Source organism: Micromonospora sp. NPDC049523 (assembly GCF_040676775.1).
Taxonomy (GTDB): Bacteria; Actinomycetota; Actinomycetes; order Mycobacteriales; family Micromonosporaceae; genus Micromonospora_G.
On the sequence record NZ_JBFAPP010000007.1, the window covers coordinates 34252 to 53234 of the forward strand.

At 70.5% G+C, this 18983-nt stretch carries 21 protein-coding genes; 6 read left to right on the forward strand and 15 right to left on the reverse strand.

Annotated elements, in window-relative coordinates; all coding sequences use genetic code 11:
* Positions 1–5 precede the first annotated feature (5 nt).
* Together AB0J90_RS12475 and AB0J90_RS12480 are read left to right on the forward strand one after the other, a co-directional pair.
* Entirely contained in the window at positions 6–2549 is a 2544-nt protein-coding gene (locus AB0J90_RS12475; RefSeq protein ID WP_363595115.1) for a DUF4118 domain-containing protein, read from the forward strand.
* Positions 2550–2571: 22 nt separating this feature from the next.
* Complete coding sequence (locus AB0J90_RS12480) at positions 2572–3255, forward strand: response regulator (RefSeq protein ID WP_363595117.1); 684 nt, start codon at positions 2572–2574, stop codon at positions 3253–3255.
* 21 nt (positions 3256–3276) lie between these two features.
* Here AB0J90_RS12480 and AB0J90_RS12485 read toward each other — a convergent pair whose 3' ends face one another.
* From AB0J90_RS12485 to AB0J90_RS12520, 8 genes are all read right to left on the reverse strand, one after another.
* Complete coding sequence (locus AB0J90_RS12485; protein WP_363595119.1) at positions 3277–3876, reverse strand: hypothetical protein; 600 nt, start codon at positions 3874–3876, stop codon at positions 3277–3279.
* Entirely contained in the window at positions 3873–4397 is a 525-nt protein-coding gene (locus AB0J90_RS12490; protein ID WP_363595121.1) for a hypothetical protein, read from the reverse strand. The genes AB0J90_RS12485 and AB0J90_RS12490 overlap by 4 nt, the downstream gene beginning before the upstream one ends.
* Positions 4398–4400: 3 nt before the next feature.
* Positions 4401–4733 (reverse strand): hypothetical protein, encoded by a 333-nt coding sequence (locus tag AB0J90_RS12495; protein WP_363595123.1) that lies wholly within the window; start codon positions 4731–4733, stop codon positions 4401–4403.
* Entirely contained in the window at positions 4730–5218 is a 489-nt protein-coding gene (locus AB0J90_RS12500) for an Asp23/Gls24 family envelope stress response protein (RefSeq protein WP_363595125.1), read from the reverse strand. The genes AB0J90_RS12495 and AB0J90_RS12500 overlap by 4 nt, the downstream gene beginning before the upstream one ends.
* A gap of 66 nt (positions 5219–5284) precedes the next feature.
* Positions 5285–5485: a hypothetical protein gene (locus AB0J90_RS12505; RefSeq protein WP_363595127.1), complete on the reverse strand. Its 201-nt coding sequence runs from the start codon at positions 5483–5485 to the stop codon at positions 5285–5287.
* 123 nt (positions 5486–5608) lie between these two features.
* The gene (locus AB0J90_RS12510; RefSeq protein ID WP_363595129.1) at positions 5609–7066 is read right to left on the reverse strand and encodes an MFS transporter; all 1458 of its coding nucleotides are present in this window, start codon (positions 7064–7066) and stop codon (positions 5609–5611) included.
* Positions 7047–7283, reverse strand: a complete 237-nt coding sequence (locus AB0J90_RS12515) for a hypothetical protein (RefSeq protein ID WP_363595131.1) — start codon at positions 7281–7283, stop codon at positions 7047–7049. The genes AB0J90_RS12510 and AB0J90_RS12515 overlap by 20 nt, the downstream gene beginning before the upstream one ends.
* A 223-nt stretch (positions 7284–7506) precedes the next feature.
* Positions 7507–9381: a S8 family peptidase gene (locus AB0J90_RS12520; RefSeq protein ID WP_363595133.1), complete on the reverse strand. Its 1875-nt coding sequence runs from the start codon at positions 9379–9381 to the stop codon at positions 7507–7509.
* A gap of 484 nt (positions 9382–9865) precedes the next feature.
* Here AB0J90_RS12520 and AB0J90_RS12525 point away from each other — a divergent pair, with 484 nt between their 5' ends.
* Positions 9866–10981, forward strand: coding sequence for a geranylgeranyl reductase family protein (locus AB0J90_RS12525; protein WP_363595135.1), 1116 nt, complete (start codon positions 9866–9868; stop codon positions 10979–10981).
* Positions 10982–11045: 64 nt separating this feature from the next.
* Here the strand turns inward: AB0J90_RS12525 and AB0J90_RS12530 are convergent, their stop codons facing one another.
* The 5 genes from AB0J90_RS12530 to AB0J90_RS12550 all read right to left on the reverse strand — a co-directional run bounded on the left by AB0J90_RS12530 (position 11046) and on the right by AB0J90_RS12550 (position 14188).
* Positions 11046–11759, reverse strand: coding sequence for a hypothetical protein (locus AB0J90_RS12530; protein ID WP_363595137.1), 714 nt, complete (start codon positions 11757–11759; stop codon positions 11046–11048).
* Positions 11756–12175, reverse strand: a complete 420-nt coding sequence (locus AB0J90_RS12535) for a hypothetical protein (RefSeq protein WP_363595139.1) — start codon at positions 12173–12175, stop codon at positions 11756–11758. Before AB0J90_RS12535 ends, AB0J90_RS12530 begins: the two co-directional genes overlap by 4 nt.
* A complete protein-coding gene (locus tag AB0J90_RS12540) occupies positions 12172–12975 on the reverse strand; it encodes a hypothetical protein (RefSeq protein WP_363595141.1) in 804 nt (267 codons plus the stop codon). Before AB0J90_RS12540 ends, AB0J90_RS12535 begins: the two co-directional genes overlap by 4 nt.
* Before the next feature lie 41 nt (positions 12976–13016).
* Positions 13017–13337, reverse strand: coding sequence for a hypothetical protein (locus AB0J90_RS12545; RefSeq protein ID WP_363595143.1), 321 nt, complete (start codon positions 13335–13337; stop codon positions 13017–13019).
* A gap of 74 nt (positions 13338–13411) precedes the next feature.
* Complete coding sequence (locus AB0J90_RS12550) at positions 13412–14188, reverse strand: hypothetical protein (RefSeq protein WP_363595145.1); 777 nt, start codon at positions 14186–14188, stop codon at positions 13412–13414.
* Between the two features lie 197 nt (positions 14189–14385).
* On the opposite strand from AB0J90_RS12550, the gene AB0J90_RS12555 reads away from it, so the two are divergent.
* The gene (locus AB0J90_RS12555; protein WP_363595147.1) at positions 14386–14583 is read left to right on the forward strand and encodes a hypothetical protein; all 198 of its coding nucleotides are present in this window, start codon (positions 14386–14388) and stop codon (positions 14581–14583) included.
* A 13-nt stretch (positions 14584–14596) separates the two neighbouring features.
* Here the strand turns inward: AB0J90_RS12555 and AB0J90_RS12560 are convergent, their stop codons facing one another.
* Both AB0J90_RS12560 and AB0J90_RS12565 read right to left on the reverse strand, forming a co-directional pair.
* Complete coding sequence (locus AB0J90_RS12560) at positions 14597–15376, reverse strand: alpha/beta hydrolase (protein ID WP_363595149.1); 780 nt, start codon at positions 15374–15376, stop codon at positions 14597–14599.
* 127 nt (positions 15377–15503) lie between these two features.
* Complete coding sequence (locus AB0J90_RS12565) at positions 15504–17306, reverse strand: 5'-nucleotidase C-terminal domain-containing protein (protein WP_363595151.1); 1803 nt, start codon at positions 17304–17306, stop codon at positions 15504–15506.
* A gap of 176 nt (positions 17307–17482) precedes the next feature.
* Here AB0J90_RS12565 and AB0J90_RS12570 point away from each other — a divergent pair, with 176 nt between their 5' ends.
* Together AB0J90_RS12570 and AB0J90_RS12575 are read left to right on the forward strand one after the other, a co-directional pair.
* On the forward strand, positions 17483–18019 hold the full coding sequence (locus AB0J90_RS12570; protein ID WP_363595153.1) for a lipoyl domain-containing protein: 537 nt from the start codon (positions 17483–17485) through the stop codon (positions 18017–18019).
* Positions 18020–18293: 274 nt separating this feature from the next.
* On the forward strand, positions 18294–18920 hold the full coding sequence (locus tag AB0J90_RS12575; RefSeq protein ID WP_363595155.1) for a hypothetical protein: 627 nt from the start codon (positions 18294–18296) through the stop codon (positions 18918–18920).
* Positions 18921–18983 lie beyond the last annotated feature (63 nt).

Sequence of the window (18983 nt, forward strand, 5' to 3'; positions counted from 1 at the left end):
GACTGGTGGCACGTGGACAACTGCGCATCCATCTCGGGGCCGCCCCCGGTGTGGGCAAGACGTACGCGATGTTGGAGGAGGCGCACCGCCGCGCCGAGCGGGGCACCGACGTGGTGGTGGGGTTCGCCGAAACCCACGGCCGCAAGCACACCGCGGCGATGCTCGGTGACTTGGAGATCGTGCCGCGCCGGACGATGAACTACCGGGGTGCCGAGTTCACCGAGATGGACCTCGACGCGGTGCTCGCCCGGCGGCCCGAGATCGCGGTGGTGGACGAACTCGCCCACACCAACGTGCCCGGCTCCCGCAACGCCAAGCGCTGGCAGGACGTGCAGGAACTGCTCGACGCCGGCATCGACGTGCTCTCCACGGTGAACATCCAGCACCTGGAGTCGCTCAACGACGTGGTCGAGCAGATCACCGGGATCACCCAGCGGGAAACCCTGCCCGACGACGTGGTCCGCTCCGCGGAGCAGGTCGAACTGGTCGACATGACCCCGGAGGCGCTGCGCCGACGGATGGCGCACGGCAACATCTACCGGGCCGACAAGATCGACGCCGCGCTCGGCAACTACTTCCGGGTCGGCAACCTCACCGCGTTGCGCGAGCTGGCCCTGCTCTGGCTCGCGGACAAGGTCGACGACCAGCTCGACCGCTACCGGGCCGAGCACAACATCGGCGCCAAGTGGGAGGCGCGGGAGCGGGTCGTGGTGGCGCTCACCGGTGGACCGGAGGGCGAAACCCTGATCCGCCGGGCGGCCCGGGTCGCGGCCCGTACGCCGACCGGCGCCGACCTGCTCGCCGTACACGTCAGTCGCAGCGACGGGCTGACCGGCGTCGACCCCACCCAGCTCGCCCGGCAACGCGTCCTGGTGGAAAGCCTCGGCGGCACCTACCACCAGGTGGTGGGCGGTGACATCGCGACCGCGTTGCTGGACTTCGCCCGCGGCGTGAACGCCAGCCAGATCGTGCTCGGCGCCAGCCGGCGCGGCCGGTTGGCGCAGATCTTCTCCCGAGGCGTCGGCGTCACCACGGTGGCGCTGTCCGGGTCGATCGACGTACACCTGGTGACCCACGACCAGATGGGACACGGCCGGCGACCGCCGTCGGTGACCAGCGCCCTGTCCCGGCGCCGCCGGCTCAGCGGCTTCGGGCTGGCCGCGATCGGCCTGCCGGTGCTCACCGTGCTGCTCCGGCTGCTGGCCGACGACCTTTCCCTGGCCAGCGACATCCTGCTCTTCCTGGGCATGGTGATCGCGGTGGCCCTGGTCGGTGGGCTCTGGCCGGCGTTGCTGGCCGCGGTCGCCGCCTCCTTCGTGATCAACTTCTTCTTCACCCCGCCGCTGCACGCGTTCACCATCTCCCAGCGCGAGAACCTGCTCGCCCTGGTGGTGTTCCTGCTGGTGGCGGCGGCGGTGAGCATGGTCGTCGACCTCGCCGCACGGCGTACCCGGGAGGCCGCGCGGGCCAGCGCAGACGCCCAGACGCTGGCGATGGTCGCCGGCAGCGTGCTGCGCGGCACCCGCCCGCTGACCGCCCTGCTGGAACGGCTGCGGGAGACCTTCGGCCTCACCTCGGTCACCCTGCTGGAACGGGCACCGGAGGTGTCCGCCGGTCCGGACCGGCAGCGTGACCCCAGGGCATGGCAGGTGGCCGGCACCGTCGGGCCCGCACCGTGCCTCACCCCGGCCGGCGGCGACGTGGAGGTACGGGCTGCCGAGAACCTGTCCCTGGTGCTCTGCGGCCGGGTGCTCGCCGCCGCCGACCGGCGGGTGGTGGAGGCGTTTGCCGCCCAGGCCGCGCTCGCCCTGCGTCAGGAGCGGCTGGCCGAGGAGGCGGCGACCGCCCGGCCGCTGGCCGAGGCCGACCGGATGCGTACGGCGCTGCTCGCCGCGGTCAGCCACGACCTGCGTACGCCGTTGGCGTCGGCGAAGGCGGCGGTGACCAGTCTGCGCAGCGACGAGGTCGACTTCGACGAGTCCGATCGGGAGGAACTCCTGGCCACCGCGGACGAGTCGCTGGACCGGTTGACCCGGCTGGTGACGAACCTGCTTGACATGAGCCGGTTGCAGGCCGGCGTACTCGGGCTGTCGCTGGCCCCGATCGGGCTGGAGGACGCGGTCCCGCCGGTGCTCGACGAGATGGGGGAGCCGGCCCGTGGAGTACGGGTGAGCCTGCCCGCGCACCTGCGGGCGGTGCTGGCCGACCCCGGCCTGCTGGAGCGGGTGCTGGTGAACCTGGTGGCCAACGCGCTGCGGTTCAGCCCACCGGACCGGCCGCCGTCCATCTCGGCCAGCGAGCACGGCGGGCTGGTCGAACTCCGGGTGACCGACTACGGTCCAGGGCTGCCGCACGACCAGTGGGAACGGGCCTTCCTGCCGTTCCAGCGGCACGGCGACCGGGACAACCACGCCGGGGTCGGCCTCGGGTTGGCGCTGTCCCGTGGCCTCGCCGAGGCGATGGGCGGCACACTGGTGCCCGAGGACACCCCCGGCGGAGGGCTGACCATGGTGCTCAGCCTGCCGGCGGCCGAAGGAGACAACGCATGATCGGACCAGCCGGAGGGCCGGCGTGACCCGGGTGCTCGTGGTCGACGACGAGCCGCAGATCCTGCGGGCGCTGCGGATCAACCTGCGCGCCCGGCGCTACGAGGTGGCGGTCGCCGCCGACGGCGCCGACGCGCTGCGGCTGGCCGCCAGTCAGCCCCCGGACCTGGTGGTGCTGGACCTGGGCCTGCCGGACATGGACGGGGTGGACGTGATCCGGGGCCTGCGCGGCTGGACCAACATCCCGATCATCGTGCTCTCCGGGCGGGCCGGCAGCCAGGACAAGGTCCTCGCCCTCGACGCCGGTGCCGACGACTACGTCACCAAGCCGTTCGGGGTGGACGAACTCCTGGCCCGGGTACGGGCGGTGACCCGCCGTACCGCCGGTGCCGGTGAGACGGTCGCCACCGTCACCGTCGGCCGCTTCACGGTTGACCTGGCGGCCCGTACGGTCCGGTCGGACGACGGGCGGGAGGTGCGGCTCACCCCGACCGAGTGGCACCTGCTGGAGATCCTGATCCGCAATCCGGGCCGGCTGGTCAGCCAGCGACAGCTGCTGCACGACGTGTGGGGGCCGCAGTACCAGTCCGAGACCAACTACCTGCGCCAGTACATGGCCCAGTTGCGCCGCAAGCTGGAGGACGACCCGGCCCGGCCGCGCCACCTGCTGACCGAACCAGGCATGGGTTACCGGTTCCAGCCCGAGTAGCCCGGGTGCGGGGTCGCCGGCTCAGTGCACCCGCGCGGTGCCGCCCGCGTCGACCCGGGCGGTGATGTCCAGGTGCCGGGGGCGCAACCCGGAGGTGGCGGCGAACCGGTCCACCGCCGCCTGCACGTACTCGCGCAGCGTGCTCAGCGGGGCCTGCGGGCTCACGTAGAGCTTGATCCTGACCTCCGGGGTCGGCGGATCCCCGGTCAGCCAGACCGAGGCCCGGCTGATCTGCGGGTCGCGGGTGAGGTCGCGTTCGAGGCCGTCGGCCAGGGACGAGCCCTGGACGATGGTGATCCCCGGCCCGCTGCCGTCCGCCGCCCGGTCGCCGGTCACCGCCCGCAGGTCGTACTCGTCCATCGCCGGGTCGGAGGCCCGACGCAGTTGCCGACGCAGCAGCGTCCAGCCGAGAAAGGCGAGCAGCAAACCCAGGGCGATCGTCACGATCGGACCCCACGGCGAGATGTCCCGGAACACGCCCCGGAACGCCGACCAGATCAGTGGTGCGCGTTCGTCGATTCCGGGCAGGTGACCGAGGTTCGCCACCGCGGCCGCCGCACCCAGGGCGGTCAGCAGCAGACCGATCACCGTCCAGAGCACCCGGTTGCCGGCGTGGCTCATACCGTCCTCCGTTCCCGGGACAGCTCGATGTCGAGCCGGTCGGCCGGCGGCGCGGCCAGCCGGTCGAGTTCCTGCCGTACGGCGCTCTCGACCTGCGGGCGCGCGGACGGGTCACCCACGGCGCGGATCCGTGACGACCACGAGTCGCCGTGCCGGCGTACGCGGGCGCGCGCGTCCCGTACGCCGGGAACCCGGTCGGCGGCCCCGGCGAGCCGGTGCTCGACCGACCTGCGATGCAGGTGCCATCCGTCGGCAAGCGGTACGGCGAGCCGGTTCGGCGTCCACCGGCGCAGTTGGGTGAGCAGGATCAGCAGGCCCAGCACACCGACCGCGATCGCGATCGCGAAGATCACCGGGTCGCCGACCGTGGTGGTGGTCAGCGTGTCGAACCAGCTCGTCCGGTCGACCAGCAGTGACGGCAGGTCCAGGGCGACCGCCGCGGCCTCCGCCGCGAGCAGCAGTCCGCCGCCGAGCAGGATGATGGCCAGCAGTAGCGACGCCAGCCGGTTGACCACCCGCATGCCTCACCTCCGGGTTTCGGCGGTCAGCGCCGCCAGGTCGACGTCGTCGACGACAACCTCCACCGGCCGGTCCGCGCCGGCCCGCTCCAGTACGGCCCGTACGGCGGTGCGGATCCGTTCGCCCACGGGTCCGATCGGCACCGCCTCGACCGTGATGTGCACCTCGACGCGTTCGTCGCCCAGCCGTACGCCGGCGATCCGGCCCCCGGCGTACAGGGTGGCCACCTCCACCGGTCCGCCGGTGCTCAGCCCGCTCACCCCGTCCACCCCGAGTACGGCGTCGCGTACCGCGCTGGCCAGGGCCACCGGGTCGGTGCGTGTCCGTTGGTCGGTCATTGCGTACGCGTCCCCGGACCGCTGCCGCTCTGCTCGCCGTCCACCACCACGTCGTCGACGTTGATGTTCACCTCGATCACGTTCAGACCCGTCATCGCCTGCACCCGGTCGATGACGTTGCGGCGTACCGCGCTGGTGACGTCGACGATGCTCTGGCCGTACCAGGTGACGATGTCCAGGTCGATGGCGGCCTCGCGTTCGCCGACCTCGACCGAGACGCCCTGGTCCGACGCCTCCGACCCGCCCGGCACGAGGTTACGCAGCTGCCCGACCCGGCGGGCCATGCCGGAGCCCATCGACTGCACGCCGGGGATTTCCCGGGCGGCGAATCCGGCGATCTTCGCGACCACGCCCTCGGCGATCCGGGTTTTCCCGGAATCGGTGGTGATCTGGGCGCGGGCGGGTTGCCCGCCACCGGGTTGGACGAGCTGGCTCGGGGATTTGATCTTCTCCCGGCCATCGGTCCGGGTATCGGTGTCAGCCATCTGCTGCCTCCTGAACTCGTTCCTGGTCCGGTCCGGGCAGGGTGCCCAGCAGGTAACGCGGATGCCTTACGAGGTGGGCGAGCGGCGCCGGTTGGCGCTGGCCCGGTCGGCGAGTCCGGCCACCGAGAGGTCGCCGTCGATCACCCGTACGGCGATCCAGCCGACAAGACCGGCAAGGACGGCGCCTGCCGCCGCGCCGAAACCGGCGACGGCCCAGACCGCCGCGATAAGGAAGCCGATCACGAAACCGAACTGCTGGCGGGACATTGCTTACCTCCCCGGTGGCGGACGCACGTTCGCCCGTTGCATACACCGATGGCGCCGATCCGAACCCGATCGACTCCGACAATCGGGTGAGCCAGATCACATGCCTGTGTGCCTCCGACGGGTTTATCCGTCAGCGACCGCCGCCGTACCTCGTCGATGGGCGGCGCGCCGACCGGCGACGATGTCGAACACGGCGGCGACGAGGGCGATGAGGACAAAGCCGAGCGCGATGAGCAGCGCGTCCCGAAAGGCCCTCGACCAACCGTTGTGGGTGGCCGCGAGGGCGTTGAAGAACACCGTACCGACGCCGGCGATCCCGGCCGCCGAGCCGATCCGCTGCCCGGTCTGGAGCATGCCCGCCGCCGCGCCGCCCCGCTCCACCGGCACCTCGGCAAGGGTGAGTGTCTGGTTCGGGGTGATCACCAGTCCGCTGCCGAGACCGGCGACGAGCAGCGGCGCGGCGGTCGCGTACGGGGCGCCGTGTCCCGGTACGAAGTGCAGCGCCACCATGGTGCCGACCAGCCCGATCGCGACCAGGGTCAGCCCGATCGCCACCAGCGGCCGGCCGAACCGGTTGACCAGCCGGCCGCCGAGGATCGCCGTACCGGCGGAGCCGAGCGCGAACGGGGTCACGGCCAGGCCGGCGGCCAGCGCGCTGTAGCGCAGGCCGTTCTGCAGGAACAGGGTGAAGATGAAAAAGAGCGCGGTGAACCCGGCGAAGTAGAGCAGCGCGATCAGGCTGCCCAGGGTGTACGAGCGGTGGCGGAACAGGGCGAGGTCGAACAGCGGCTCACCCCGACGCCCGTAGCGCCGCTCCCAGTACACGAACCCCGTCAGCACCAGTACGGCCGCGGGTACCAGCAGCCACTTGAGGAAGCCCTGCCACTGCCGCTCCTCGATCAGCGGGAGCAGCAACAGCGTCACGCCGAGGCCGAGCAGCAGCACCGCGACCGGGTCTAGGCTCTTTCGCGGACCGGGGTGGTGCGGCGGCAGCACCCGCCAGCCGAAGATGATGGCGGCAATGCCGACCGGTACGTTCACGAAGAAGACCAGCCGCCAGCCCTCGTGCGTACCCATGAGCGCGATCAGCACCCCGCCCAGCAGCGGCCCGATCGCGGTCGACAGGCCGATGACCGAGCCGAGCAGGCCGAATGGCCGACCCCGCTCGGACCCCTGGAACATCTGCTGGATCATGCCGACGACCTGCGGGTTCACGATTCCGGCGGCGGCGCCCTGGATCAGGCGCGCGATGATCAGCCACTCCGGTGAGGTGGCCAGCCCGGCGGCCGCGCTGGACGCGGTGAACAGGGCCAGCCCGGCGATGAACACGTTGCGGCGACCGCGGATGTCGCCGAACCGTCCGGCCGCGACGAGGACCAGACCGAAGGTGAGCGCGTAGCCGGACAGCACCCACTGCAGTTCGCTCGGGGACGCCTTGAGCGCCCGTTCGATCGACGGCACCGCGACGTTGACGATGCTCACGTCGAGCAGGGTCATGAACGTCGCGATCAGGCCCACCGCCAGCGCGAGGTTGCGCTGGCGGTTCGTCCCGCCCTGGCTGCTATGCGGCTTGATGCGCACACCACCGGGGACCGAAGTCGAGCCCGGCCAGCGGGGAGTCCTCCCGGTGCAGCAGGTTCTTCACCGAGAGGTTGTGCAGCGGCGCCGTCAGTTGCTCCTCGGCCAGGCCGGACTCACTGGCGATGGCGGCCGGATACGGCACCTGCCCCTTCGCCTCGAGGGCGGTCACCGCCGCGTACACCCGCTCCTCGACGTCGGATAGCTGTATTTGTCGCATGGAAAGCTCCTCCGCTCGACCACACTGTCGGGCACCTCACGACCGGGCGGATACCCCGCCCCCAGCCGATGATTCCCGACCGGCGGGACGTACATGCGAGGTTTGCCGTCCTTGACCCTCGCCGACGCGGTGCCGGCTCCGATGGACGGGCCGGAGCCCCGGCGTGGTGCCGGGGCTCCGGTGGGAACCGGTCCGATTCGAACCGGTCGGTGGCGTCAGAGCATCAGAGCGCCAGGGTCCAGCTGTTGATGTATCCGGTGTCGATGGTCGCCGCGTCCTGGACGCGGAGCCTCCAGGTGCCGTTGGCGGGTTCGCTGGAGAGGTTGACGGTGTAGGTCGTGTTGATGTTGTCGGTGCTGCCGCCGGTGCGGTTGTGCAGCACGTAGGCGCTGCCGTCCGGCGCGATCAGGCTGACCACGAGGTCACCCTGGTACGTGTGCACGATGTTCACCGCGACCGTGGCGTTGGTACGGCCGTTGCGCGCACAGCCGGAGACGGTGATCGTGCTCTCCACCGTGGTGTTGTCGGGGATCGCCACGTCGTTGCCGTTGGTCTGGGTGCAACCGGGTGCCCCGTTGACCGTCAGCGAGTACGAGGTCGCCTGGGTGGTGACCGGACCGGTGCCGGTGATGCTCACCGTGTAGGTGCCCGACGGGGTCGCGGAGGTGGTGCTGATGGTGAGGGTGGACGACCCGCCCGAGGTGACCGAGGCCGGGCTGAAGGTCGCGGTCGCCCCGCTGGGCAGGCCGCTCGCGGTCAGCGCGACCGACTGCGGGCTGCCGACCGTGGTGGCGGTGCTGACCGTGGCGGTCACCGACTGTCCCGGGTTGACCGTGCCGGCGCCGGGCGCCACCGAGATCGAGAAGTCCTGGGTCGGCGGGACCACGTTTCCGATGTAGAGCAACTTGTTCGGCGAACCGGTGCCCGCGCCGGTCACCACGCCGTTGGTGGCGTCGTTGACCAGCTTGTCGCGTACCTGCTGCGGGGTGTAGCTGGGGCTGGCCGACAGCACCAGGGCAGCCGCGCCGACCACGTGCGGGGTGGCCATCGAGGTGCCGCTGATGGTGTTGGTCGCGGTATTGCTGGTGTTCCAGGCCGAGGTGATCGCGCTACCCGGGGCGAAGATGTCCAGGCAGGTGCCGATGTTGGAGTAGGACGCCTTGGCGTCGTTCGACTCCGTCGCCCCGACCGTGATCCCGTTCGGGGTGCTGGCGGGGGAGACGTTGCAGGCGTTGGAGCTGTACTCGTTACCGGCCGCGAGTCCGTAGACCACGCCGTCCGCGATCGACCGGGTCACCGCGTCGTTCACGCCCTGGTCGAAACCGCCGCCGAGGCTCATGTTGGCGACCGCCCGCTCACCCGGGTCGTGGTCGCCGGTCACCCAGTCGATGCCGGCGATGACACCGGCGTACGAGCCACTGCCGCCGTTGTCGAGCACCCGTACGCCGACCAGGGTCACGCCCTTGGCCACGCCGTACGCGTTTCCGCCGACGGTGCCGGCGACGTGCGTACCGTGCCCGTTGCCGTCGTCGGCGGCGCCGCCGTCGACCGCGTCGAAGCCGGTGACCGCGCGGCCGCCGAAGTCGTTGTGGGCGAACCGGATCCCGGTGTCGATGATGTACGCCCGTACGCCCGCACCGTTGTTCGGGTAGGTGTAGGAGTTGTTCAGCGGCAGGTTGCGCTGGTCGATCCGGTCCAGGCCCCAGGAGGGGGTCGGGGACTGGGTGGCGGCGAGGCGCACGGTGTGGTTCTGCTGGACGTACTTCACCGACGAGTCGGCGGCGAGCCGCTTGGCCGCGGCCTCGGACAGCCGCACCTCGAAGCCGCGCAGGGCGTGCTGGTAGGTACGGGCGACGGTGCCGCCGTGTCGCTTGGCCAGGCTCTGCGCGGTGTCGGTGACGTTGGTCTGGGCGACCGAGGCGTCCTTGAACACCACGACGTACGAGCCGGCCACCGCCGTGACGCCGCCGGCCTGCAGGATCTGCCCCTCGGCGGGTGCGGCGGCGACTGGACTGGCGAACGCGACCGCGGCGGTGGCCACGGCCGTGACGGCTGCTCCGATGCGCCAGCGGCGCCCCGGTGACCCTGAGAGTGTCATCTCTCGTGCTCCCCTTCCGATGCTCGGTCGGTGGACTCGTGGTCCACCGATCGATGGTTCCCGGTAACTGATTGGTGGAAATGCTATGGGCAATTCATTGAAATGTAGAGATGTATGATTTGGTTGCCGGGTCGCGTATCCTGTGCTGTTCCGGCCGGGCCTGCTCGCGATGCGTGGAGCGACGTCCGAGGTGGGAGCGCATCTTCTCCCTTGCCGAATAAACCTGAGTGGACTTGGTTTCTGCTTCACGTTTGGGTGTGTGAATGTATCCGTGGGCGACACATCGGGCACAGGATCTGAAACAGGGATCGGCGTAAACAAATGTCTCCGGCAATCGCGACGAAACATAATCGTGCTTCCAGCAGCCTTGCGCGGCCGTTGCTACAACAAAGAAGTAGGCAGGCGTCGGGCCGAACGTGGGCGGGGTCGGGGCGTACGGTCAGCGCGATCAGACGCCCGACGGCCGTTCCTCTAGGCTGCTCCCGTGACCGCATGTGACGTCGCCGTCGTCGGCGCCGGGCCGGCCGGCCTCTCCGCCGCCTACGCCGCCGCCCGGGCCGGAGCCCGTACGATCGTGCTGGAGCGGGCCGAACATCCCCGCTACAAGACCTGCGGGGGCGGGCTGATCGGCACCTCCCTGGCAGCCCTCGACGGGCGGATCGAGGTGCCCGCCGACGACCGGGTGCACAACGTGACGTTCACCCACGACGGCCGGCGCGAATTCAGCCGCGAACACGGCTCCCCGCTGGTCCTCATGGTGCGACGCCCCGAGTTCGACGACCGGCTGCGCCACGCCGCCGCCGAGGCCGGCGCCGAGATCCGCGAGCGGGTCGCGGTGCGCGCGATCGGCCAGGACCCGACCGGCGTACGCATCCGTCTCGCCGACGGCACCTCGCTGACCGCGGGCGTGGTGGTCGGCGCGGACGGCTCCTCCGGGATCACCGCCCGTCACGTCGGCGTCGAGTACGACCAGGTCGACCTCGGCCTCGAGGTGGAACTGCCGGTCCCGGCACCGGTCCGGGAACACTGGCAGGGCCGGCTCCTGCTCGACTGGGGCCCGATCCCCGGCTCGTACGCCTGGGTCTTTCCCAAGGGCGACGTGCTCACCGTCGGTGTGATCGCCGAGCGGGGCCGGGGTGAGGCGACCCGGCGCTACCTGCGCGACTTCGTCGACCGGCTCGGGCTCGGCGGGATCGAGCCGATCCACGACTCCGGGCACCTCACCCGCTGCCGCAGCGAGTCCTCACCGCTGCGCCGGGACCGGGTCCTGGTCGCCGGTGACGCGGCCGGTCTGCTGGAGCCGTGGACCCGCGAGGGGATCAGCTTCGCGCTGCGTTCCGGAGCACTCGCCGGAGCCGCCGCGGCGCGCGGTGACCTCGACGGGTACGTCACCGCCGTACACCAGCAGCTGGCGCCGCCGATGGCCGCCGGGCGCCGGCTGCTGGGCGCGTTCACCCGGCACCCCGGCGTCTTCCACGCGGTGGTCGCCACCCGGCCCGGCTGGCGGATGTTCGCCCGGTTCTGCCAGGGCGAGGCGTCGTTCCAGCGCACCCTGACCCGGATGCCGGTCCGCGCCGCGCTCGCCCTGCTCCGGTCCTGACCCCGCTCGAACCGGGCCGGCAACGCGCCGGTGTCAGGTCAGCCGGGCCGGCAACCCGCCGGTGTCAGGTCAGCCGGGGCAGCATCGCCGCCACCCGGGTCAGCGGCTCGGCCAGCGCCGGGATCCGGTCCACCTGCTCCAGTCGGCCCGGCAGATAGGTCATCAGCTCGCCCTGGTGCAGGATCCAGGGCGGCACCGATCCCGCCACGTGCGCGGCGACGAGCGCGGGGGAGAGCACCCAGCGCACCGCCACCGGGTCGCCGTCGACCTGGAACGCCCGGTCGAAGTCCCGGTCACCGGTCACCGCGCCACCACCGCCGAGCAGTGCGCGTCCGACCTTCGCCGCCGCGCCGCGCGGCGACACCTCCACCGAGGGGTACGCGTGCCCCAGGTGCACCACCACGACCACGTACGGGTGGCTGTGGCTGGAGGTCGTGCTGGTGGTGCCACCCATGCCGTCGGAGCCCGTACCGGTGTACGTCTCGGTGTGCTCGTACTCGGCGACACTCACCCGTTGACCGGCGACCACCCCGGACACGACAACCGAGACACCGCCACGGTTGCCACCCGGCAGCCTCGTCCCCCAGTCCAGGGTGGGCAGCGGCACGTACACCCAACCGTTGCGACCGGCCCACCGCCGCAGTGATTCCCGGCGTTGCCCGTTGCGGCGCCGGCCGACGAGAACGAGGACCACCAGCAGCGCCAGCACCGCGACCGCGGCCAGACAACCGAAACCGATCAGGCCCGCCCACAGCCCGTCGGACTCGGCCGGCGTCATCGGCGGCCCGTCGCCGAGAACGACAGCGCCGCCGGCACCAGGGGACCGAGCACCAACACGATCGCCCCGCCCGCGATCCCACCGACCGCCGCATCCCCCGCGATGAGTTCGAACACGCCCACCACGAACAACCCGGCTACCGCGAGCCCGGTCAGTAGGAACGTGATCAGCAGCAGCCACCGGCCACCGGTCGCCCCCGCCGCCAGGCGAAGGTTCGCCACGACCACCGGTACGCACCCCAGCACCCCCGCACCGAGCGCCACCGCGACCGGGATCAGCACCTCGGCCGTGTCGATCCCGAGCAGGTAGCAGACGAAGGCCAGCAGCAGCGCGTACGCGACGAGCAGCGCGCCGGCTGCGGCGGCCCGCCGCCGGGCGGTGCGTCGAGGGTCCTCGGCCCCGGTCGGTCCGGTCATGGCTCCAGACGCCAGTCCGTGCCGTCCGCGACCGCCGGAGCCTTGTCCCGCAGGGTGCCGTCGGAGATCTTGTCGGCGGCGGAGACCGGCCAGCGGTGCCCGTCGAACGCCAACCACTCGTTGACCCGGTCCCGAAGATTGCCCTCCTGCACCGCGGTCACGCCGTACAGGGTGCCGGTTCCCGCGGTGAGGGCGGTCAGGAACACCAGACAGGCCGCGATCGCGATGAACGGCCCGGCCGGCGCGCCGAACACCGACGCGGTCGACGCGGCGGCACCGATCAGGCCCCCCACCAGCGCCGTGATCGCGACGAGGATCGAACCCCACCAGACCACGATCGCCGCGGCGGTGGCGGTCAACGCGCTGTGGATGGCGTCGGTGAAGTCCTTCTTGATCGAGGTGATCGACTTGAGCTGCGCGCCCAGCATCCGCTTGTACGCGTCCGCCGCCGGCCCCTTCCATTCGTCCAGGATCGCCGACTTGTCCGGGTCCGCCGCCCCGGCGAGCGCACTGACCGGCGAACCGACGTCGTCCGCCCACGCGTTGCCGACCCGCAGCAGGGCTGGCGGCCACCCCGGCTTGGCGACGTACTTGTCCAGCTCCGTGTAGATCTTGTTGATCAGGGAGACGAACCGTTCGGTCGACTCGCGGATCCCGTCGCCGACGAAGCCGGGCACCTTCGACAACACCCGGTTGACGTTGTCGACGATCTCCTCCGTTTTCTGCTGTACGCGCTTCAGCGCGGCCTCGAACTCCTCGATCAGTTCGCGGAACTCCTGCTCACCGGGGCTCGGCGCCACCGCACACCGTCCTTGTCTGCCACTGGATCATGACTCGGTCCCTAGTAGATGCCGCGCATCCGGTGCACCGCGTCGCGCTCGTCGGCCTCGTACCCGTCGGCCGCCGTACGCAGCGCCGACCCGATCGCGTCGAAGTTGGCCGCGCCCTCGCGGAGCAGCCGCGCGAGCTTCTCCTGCAACTCGCCGTACGTCTCCACCAGGCCGGTGAGCGACGCCAGACCGGAAAGCTCGAACGGGCCCAGGCTCTGCGCGGAGGCCGACTTCGAGGCCGCGTCCATCGTGTCGGCGTGCCGACCCCAGGAGCGGGCACCCTCGTGCAGGGCGGCGATCGACGCCTCGATCTGCTCTTTGCTCGGTGGCACGGTCTTTCCTCACAATCGTCGGCCGGGCCGGGAAAGCCGGCCGGACTCGGGCGGACGTACGGTCGGCGCCGCTCTCACGGCCGCCGGTACAGTCCCAACTGGCGGGCGAGTTCGAGCGGGTCGCCGGACAACCGGCCCAACGCACCGACCCTGCTGTCGGCGACCAGCCCCTGCACGGTCTCCCGACCGGCCACCAGGTACGCCGCCTCGAACGCCTCCAGGGTCGCCCGGCCGATGTTGACCTCGTGGGTGTCGTAGAGCCACCGCGCGTCGTACTCGACGCCGACCGGGGCGCCGTCGCCGGTGATCCGTACGCTTACGTGCCGGCCCGCGTCCCGTCCGTCGTACGACCGGGTCTGCCGGTCGGCGACCTGCCGCGACAACACGTCGAGATCCGCGTCGAGGTCGTGCAGCATCCGCACCATCTGCCGCATCGCCTCGACCGTCGCCGCCGCATCCGGCTGCTCCGACAACGCCGCGACCAGCTCGTCAACCGACCGGTCACGGGCAGCGGCCCCCGGCGGCGGGGTCGGCGCCGGTCCAGGCGCGTCCTGCGCCACGAGCCCCTCGGAGAGCCGGGCGTCCAGGTCACGTAGCCGGTCCAGGGCAGCCGCCTCGATCGCGGCCTGCACGGCCGTGCCGAGGCCGCCCGCGCCACCGACCCGACGCCAACCCTGGTCCACCCGTACGTGCCGCACCCGGCCGTCACCGTCCACCTGGACGGTCACCACGTCGGCCGGATCGCTGCCCCGGTAGCGGGTGGCCGGGTCACTCGCCGTGCCCACCCGTCGGGCGAGGTCGTCCGCCTCGGCCCACAGTCGTCCGAAATCCGGATCGGTGTCCCCGCTCAACCGCGCACCTTCCGTTTCCTCCCCTGGCACCTGATGCACCCTAACCGCAGACCCGGTACGCGCACCGCCCGTGACCGGTTGCGTTTTCGACTCCTCCACCCGGTGGCGCGAATCAGTCACCGGGTGCCGCGAATCAGTCACCGAGTGGTCGCCGAGGGTCGGTACGGGTCACACTGGACAGGACCGAGGAGGCAGGTATGGCGACCGAAAAGGAACCCGAGGGACGCAGCACCGACGAGGAACTGGCGCACCTGCGACACGTGCGGTTCGGCCGGCTGCCCGCCCGGGTGCGGCCCGAGGACCACGTCCAACTGGTCGAGACCGGCCAGCGCCCGGACCGGGCGGCACCGGCCGGCGGCGAAGACGACTGGATGCTGCGTACGGCCGCAGGCTGAGGCAATCAGCCGGTCAGACGGGTTCGGCGAGAAACTCCGTGAGTGCGGCCCGCCACGGGTCCGGACTGTCCAGATGCACGTCGTGACCGGCCCCCGGCACCTCGACCCCGGTGACCGTCGGCTGCTGCAGCATCCGTGCGTACTCGCCGACGGAGACGAAGCCCCGCTCGCCCCTGACCACGAGGATCGGACAGATGATCCGTTCGAACTCGTCCCACTGTGGTCCGGTGGCGGCGGCGATCGTGGCGACCATGATGTCCCGGTCGAACGCCGGATACCAGCCATCCGCCTGTTGGCGCAGGCCGCCAGCCCAGGCGGGGCCGACGAGACCGCCGCCGAGGAATTCCGCCGCCGCGGTCTGGTCCGGGAACGGCACCGGCCAGCCGCTCAGCCAGTTGTCGATGCCGGCCGCTGTGTTGTCGTCCGGCCCCTCCGGGCCCGCCTCCACCAGCACCAACCGGGTGACCAGGTAGGGAAGGCGGGCGGCGGTCAGCAGGGCGGTGTGCCCGCCCAGGGACTGGCCGACCACGACAGCGGGGCCGATCACGGACAGGGCGGCCACGGTGTCCCCGACGTGGGCATCTCGGGAGACGTCGGCGGGCCGCCGCTCACTGTCGCCATGGCCGCGCGGGTCGAGCGCGTACACGTGATGGGTGCCGGTCAGCCAGGCGACGGTCGCCGACCACTCACCCGCGTAACCGCAGAGGCCGGGCAGGAGCAGAACCGGCGGGCCGGCACCGCCGAAGTCGTGCAGCGCGAGCCGAGTACCGTCCGCGGCACGAAGATCACCCACGGGTACGCACGCTACCAAGCGCGCCGCCAGGGCGGGCGCCGTACGCTCCGCGCTGCCCCGGTCGCCGACGACGACGGTGGTCCTCACCCGCTCGGACGAGGACCACCGTCAGGTACGTCGAAGCAGGTCAGCTCGGGAACTCCACCGGGACGCCCTCGCGTACCAGGCGCCAGTTCGGCACGAAGAAGTCCGCCGGGTCGATGGTCCCCTTCTCCTGCGCCCAGTCGATCAGCAGCTGGCGGATCTCCTGCTGCTGGTTGTAGATCTGGGTCTTCACGATGCCGGGGAAGTTGCCGCCGCCGCTGCGCCGGTAGTTGTTCACCGCGATCACGAACTGGTCGCCGTCGGCGACCGGGGTGCCCGTACCGGGGTGGGTCAGGCGGGTGATCCGCTGCCCGACCGGGCGGCTGATGTCGATGTCGTAGTCGACGCCGGAGATGGTGTCGTAGTTGTAGTCCGGCACCGACGGGTCGTTGATCGTCGCGGGGTCCACCGGGGCACCCGGGCCCAGCGTCCGGAAGTACTTCGCCGAGTACTCCAGATACGCCTTCACCTCAGCACCGCTGATCAGCACGGCCTCGAGGGTGTTGTCGTAGATGTAGAGCCCGGCCACATCCTTGATCTTCACGTCGCCGGCCGGGAACACCGCCGTACGGCTGAACGGCGCGGCGATCGACAACACCGGCAGGCTCGCGTACGCGGTGCCCACCAGAGCCGCGCCGACCACGTCGGTCTGCACCTTGTTGATGTAGTCGAGGATCGGGGTGTCCTTGTAACGGGACTCCGTCGCGGGCAGTTCGACCGCGGAGGTGGCGACCACCTGGTTCACGTACGCGACGGTCTTGTTGTGCTGCGCCCGTACGGCGGCGAGCACCTTCGGGTCCTCGACCACCGTGTTCGTGTTCAGCATGGTGGCGTGCTTGCTGGTGATCTTCCAGCAGTTGTGTTCCCGGGTGAGCGTGAAGTCCATCCGGGTCAGCCGCTGGCCCCACCGCGACGGCTCCGACGTCAGCACTTGCACACCGGTGGCGGTGTTCGTGACGAACCGCTCGACCACCTCGTTGTGCGCGTGGCCGAAGAGGATCGCGTCGATGCCGGGGACCTGCTGCGCGATCAGCGCGACCGGGTTCTCGTTCGGCAGTTCCGGACCGTAGCTCGACGTACCGTTGTCGCCACCGTGCGCGGAGATCAGCACGATGTCGGCGCCGCGCTGGCGCATCACCGGCACCCACTTCGCGGCGGTCGCGATCATGTCCTCGAACCTGAGCTTGCCCTCGACGTTGCCCTTGTCCCAGATGGCCACGCCGGGGTTGGTCAGACCGAGGATGCCGACCCGCAGCGTCGGTGCACCAGCGCCGAGGTCGACCTTCTTGATGATGTACGGCGTGTACGCCGGCTTGCCGGTGCGCGCGTTGACCGCGTTCGCGGCCAGGGCCGGGAACCCGAGCTGCCGGATCCAGAGGTCGAGCAGGGGCAGGCCGTAGTTGAACTCGTGGTTGCCCAGCGTCACGGCGTCGTAGTCGAGCACGTTCATCGCCCGCGCCATCGGGTGCTTCTCGCCGGTCGACGTGATCGGCTCCTGCTTGGCGTAGTACGTCGCCAGCGACGTGCCCTGGATCGTGTCTCCAGCGTCCAGCACCAGGGTCGCCTTGCCCCGCCGCTCCTTGCGGATCTGCTTGACCAGGGTGGTCAGCTTGGCCACGCCGATGTCGTTGTGGGCGCTGTCGTCGTACTCGGCGTCCTTGTAGTAGTCCCAGTTGTAGACGTTACCGTGAGTGTCCGAAGTGCCCAGGACGGTAAGGTCCCAGCTTTTCGGCTTCGTGGGCCGGTGCGCCTGAGCCGGAGCGGCGGCGACCAGCGGTGCAGCCGCGGCGGCAGCCGCCGCGGTGACCAGAAGCTGGCGGCGGGACGGGCCGGAGGGAGAGGTCATTACGCGCCTTTCCAATGACGGTGGGTGGGGCCTCGTGGGCGTCGTCGGCACGATAACCATCCGCTCGGGGCGGCGCCAGTGCAGACCGAAGACGACACGTCCCGGCCACCCACCGCATACCTTGTCGAAACGCGGTGCGCTGAATCCGTTGACGTCGTGTCATAGGTTGCTGAATCGTGGCGGATGTTGTGGCTCTCGTCGTGACCGCCGTACTCGCGGCGATCGTCACCTTCGGCAAGCCGCTCCGGCCTCGACGACCGACCCTTCCGGTGAGCTGGTCCGAGGGGGTCAGGCGTTGGTGGTTCTACCCGGTGGTCCCGTGCGTGGCGGTCGACGTTGTCGCGCACGAACATCTGCATCTCCGTACCCTGCTGGTCATGTGCGGGCTGCTGGCCGCCGCAGCGGCAGCCTCCCTCCTACGAGGAGCACCCGGTCGACCCCCGACGGTGACGGCGGCTTCGGTCGAGGACACGGCGACCATGGCCGTTGTCCTGCCGTGGCTCGGCGGGACGGTGAGTGCCGCTACCGTCACGTCGGTGCGGAAAACCCCAGGTGAAGCCGTACGCGTCGGTGAGGCGGTGTGCGAGATATCGACCGACAAGGTCGATATAGAGGTCTCCTCGGAACTCTCCGGCACGGTCGTCGCCGTACTCGTCCAGCCACCAGTCGACATAGCCGTGGGTGAGCCGATAATGCTCATCAGACCCGCCTGACCGCAATAGCGCCCCGTCCGACAACGGCTGCCGGGTGATGTGTGGTGGACCCGCGTGATTTATGCGAGGTTTTTGGGCTTGATCAACTCTCGTCGGGGGCGGGTTGGCGGAATGTTGGCGGGCTGGGGGTGGTTATACATCGCGTACGACCGGAGCAGCGCCGGGGTTGTGTTCTCGCCTCGTGCCGGCTGTGGCCTCGTACTTCTTTCCGAGTGCAGCGCCGCTTCCCCCTGTGTGCGCGTGCTTGGTACCCCCGAATGGAAGGTGAACCATCGTGAAGACGACTTTCACCGCTGTTACCAAGACTTCGTTCGTTCGTAAGACCGCCCTGGGTGTTGCCAGCCTCGCGTTCGTGGGTGGTGCGGTTGCGGGGCCTGTCGGTCATGCATTCGCGTCCCCGGCTGAGCACGCTGCCCCGGCGATGACCACGGTCGCTCAAGTGACGGCCGACAAGCCGGGTATGGACAAGCTGGTGCCGCATGGTACGCAGGGTGCGCAGTCGAGCATTGATCTGAGCAAGGACCAGCTCGCTAACGCCAAGGCCATCACGGACACGGCGAAGAAGCTCGGCATGGGTGAGCGTGGTGCGGTGATTGCGGTTGCGACCTCGATGCAGGAGTCGAAGCTGGAGAACCTGGGTCATCTGGGTGACATGAACGACCACGACTCGCTGGGTCTGTTCCAGCAGCGACCCAGTTCGGGTTGGGGTTCTCCGGAGCAGATCACGGACCCGACCTACGCTTCGACCGCGTTCTTGAAGAACCTGAAGCAGGTTGATGGTTGGCAGGATATGCCGCTGACGGATGCGGCGCAGAAGGTTCAGGTGTCGGCGTTCCCGGATGCGTACGCGCAGTGGGAGAACCAGGCCGCGCACATCGTGCAGGACGTCTGGACCAAGTAAACATCAAGCAATAACCCGCTGGCCGGGTCCCCGAATCTGGGGACCCGGCCAGCGGCGTTTTCG